This window comes from Prosthecobacter sp., from assembly GCF_044378005.1.
In the GTDB taxonomy this organism is placed as follows: domain Bacteria; phylum Verrucomicrobiota; class Verrucomicrobiia; order Verrucomicrobiales; family Verrucomicrobiaceae; genus Prosthecobacter.
Genome location: NZ_JBILYB010000307.1, coordinates 1 through 3,030 on the forward strand (window position 1 = coordinate 1; position 3,030 = coordinate 3,030).

The following is a 3,030-nucleotide window of genomic DNA, read 5'->3' on the forward strand; positions in this document are numbered from 1 at the left end:
CATGATTCGTGAAGTGCCGGGTGCCAATGCTTTCTGGGTCGGACAATACGGACGCAAAACGGTGCTGAAGGTGGAAGCCAAGACCGGCAAGGTTTTGCAGACGATCCCACTCGATCCGCTGCTGAAGCCTTCTCCAACCGTGAAGAAGGCCTTTGCCACCTTGCAGGCGGAGGATGGCTCGTTGTGGGTGGCCACGTCCACAGGCTGCCAGTTGCTACACATTGATGGCGAAGGCAAAAAGATCGGCTGCTGGACCATCGAAGACCTGGGCCTGCAATGCCGCTACACGCTTGGCCTGTCACGTCTGGCCAATGGCAATGTGCTCATGGCCTGCGGGGATTATCACATGCAGAAAGCCGACGAAGGCCGCGATCTGCTGGCGGAGGTTGATCCAGCCGGAAAAGTCGTTTGGAAGCTCACGCGAGATCAGTTGGTGGATCAAATCGACGGCTACATTGATAAGAAAAGCGGCCTCGAAGAACTGCACATCACGAATGTTCACGTCTTTGACTCACCCGCTCCAAAATCAGCCTCCACGAGCCCGATCCACAGCTTCATTGATCAGCACTGCATCGACTGCCATGACGACAGCACGGCGAAAGGCGACTTCGACATCACCGCACTAGCCTTTGATCTCAGTCAGGCCGAGACACGAGGCCGGTGGACGCGAGTGTTTGACCTCATCGAAAAAGGCGACATGCCGCCACCGGAAAAGTCGAAGGTCAGCACGGCGGAACGGCAAGCCGTCGTCTCGAAACTCAGCGCGAGCCTACTCGCCGCCGCGCAGGCTGATCGAGCGAAGAACGGTCGCGGCCCCGTTCGCCGGCTCACGCGGGTCGAGTTTGAGAACAACCTGCGCGTGCTGCTCAAGCTGCCGCAGCTCGACATTCGCGACAAGCTACCCGAGGACCGCGATTCGCACGGTTTCACCAAGGTCTCCGCGTTGCTCGACATGTCACATGTGCAACTCGATGCCTATCTCGACGCCACGGAGGCCGCACTACGCACGGCGATTGCCGGCTCCAAACCACCCGCAGCGCCGGTGACACAGCGCTTCACCGGCACCGACCTCTTTCCCACGCTGGAAACATTCGGCGAGCGCGAGGCGATGTTCTTCGCGAGGGACAATCGCATGGTGCCCATCACCAACGCGCAGCTCAAAGACATGACACCGGAGCAGCGCCGCGATCCCACGCTCGAAATGGCGCTTTTCCGCTCCGCGACATGGCCTTACTACGGCTATCCGCGTGGTTTCCGAGCCAGTGAGAGTGGTGCGTATCGCGTGCGTTTTCGCGGACGAGCCGTGCGGCAGGTGCGTGACTTCCGCCTCGTGCCCGCGCATGGCCCCGTGGCGATGAGTTTTCGCGCCAGGCAGCCTTCAGGAGCCGATGTTTCCGGCGATGTGCGTGAGACCGGTGGCTGGATGGATCTGCAACCCGACGCGCGTGATTTTGAAACGACGATTCATCTCAAAGCAGGCGAGACCTTTGAATACAGCCCGCTCGGCTTACCCGTGCCCTTCATCCGCACCGATGGCGGCTTCTTCTATGATTACCCGCCGATGCCGCCGGAGGGCCATCGCGGCGTCGCGATCCAGTGGCTCGAAGTCACAGGCCCGATCAGCGAGGCACAGTGGCCACCGCCATCGCATCACGTCTTGTTTGATGAGGTGTCGATCGCCAAAGCCACCGCCGCCGATGCTGAAAAGCTCTTCCGCCGATTCGCCGCGATGGCCGCTTCGCGTCCGATGAGCGAGAAGGACCACCAGCCCTTTTTGAAGCTCATTCAGGCCAAAATGACCGCTGGAGCGCCTTTTGCCGATGCGATGCTCGCGGGCTATCAGGCGCTGCTTTGCTCCTCGCCCTGCCTTTACCTCACCGACCCTCGAAAAGACGCTCCCGATGCCCAATTTGCCATCGCGAGCCGTCTCTCGCATTTTCTCTGGAACTCACGACCCGATGACGAACTGGCCCAACTCGCGAAAAAGGGCCGTTTGGATGACAAAGCCATGTTGCGTGCGCAAACCGAGCGCCTCATCGCCGATCCGCGCTTCGAGCAGTTCGTGCGCACCTTTGCCGAAGAATGGCTCGACCTGCGCAAACTGCGCCGCGACATCCCGGATGAGCGTTTGTATCCCGAATATCGCAAGGACGACTACCTCGTCGATTCGATGGCCCACGAGACGCAGTCCTTTCTCCGCGCCATGGTGCGCGAGAACCTGCCCGCGAGCACCGTCATCGCCGCCGACTTCACCTTTGTGAATGATCGCCTCGCCGCGCACTACGATCTGCCACGCGTCAGCGGCTCCGCCATGCAGCGCGTGACTTTGCCAAAGGGCAGCCCCTATGGCGGACTCATCACGCAAGCCGCGTTGATGAAACACACCGCCAATGGCACCACCACCTCACCCGTGCTGCGCGGTGTTTGGATCATGGAAAAACTGCTCGGCCAGCCGCCGCCACCGCCACCAAAAAGCGTGCCCGCCGTCGAGCCAGACATCCGTGGTGCTACCACGATCCGCGATCTACTCGCCAAACACACCTCGTCAAAATCCTGCGCCTCCTGTCACGCGAAGTTTGATCCCGTCGGCTTCGCCATGGAGAACTTCGATGTCATGGGAGCTTGGCGAGATCGCTATCGCGGCATGGAGCGCGGCGAAAAAATCACCGGCATCGATCCCGCCGGGCATCCCTACACCTACTTCGTCGGCCAGCCCGTCGATGCCTCCAGCAAGCTCCCCACCGGCGAAACCTTCCACGACATCCACGAACTCAAACGCCTCCTCGCCGCCCACCCTCGCCAACTCGCCAAAAACCTCCTCGAACACCTCACCCTCCACGCCACCGGCACGCCCGTGGGATTCGCAGATCGCGAAGAAATCGAGGCGATCCTCGATGCCTGCGCCGCGAATGGGTTTCGTGTGAAGGACCTGATTCACGCACTCGTGCAAAGCCGCATTTTCCTTGGTTCAATACTCCAGCCATGAACTTCCCCCACATCTCCACCCCGATCCCACGCCGCCGCTTCCTG

1 protein-coding gene is annotated in these 3,030 nt (G+C 60.8%); it reads left to right on the forward strand.

The genetic code is table 11. The features are described 5' to 3' along the window. Nucleotides 1-2,986 (forward strand): DUF1592 domain-containing protein (locus AC6FTP_RS26555; RefSeq protein ID WP_497209913.1); only part of this gene is annotated, 2,986 nt, incomplete at its 5' end. Between the last annotated feature and the right edge of the window lie 44 nt (nucleotides 2,987-3,030).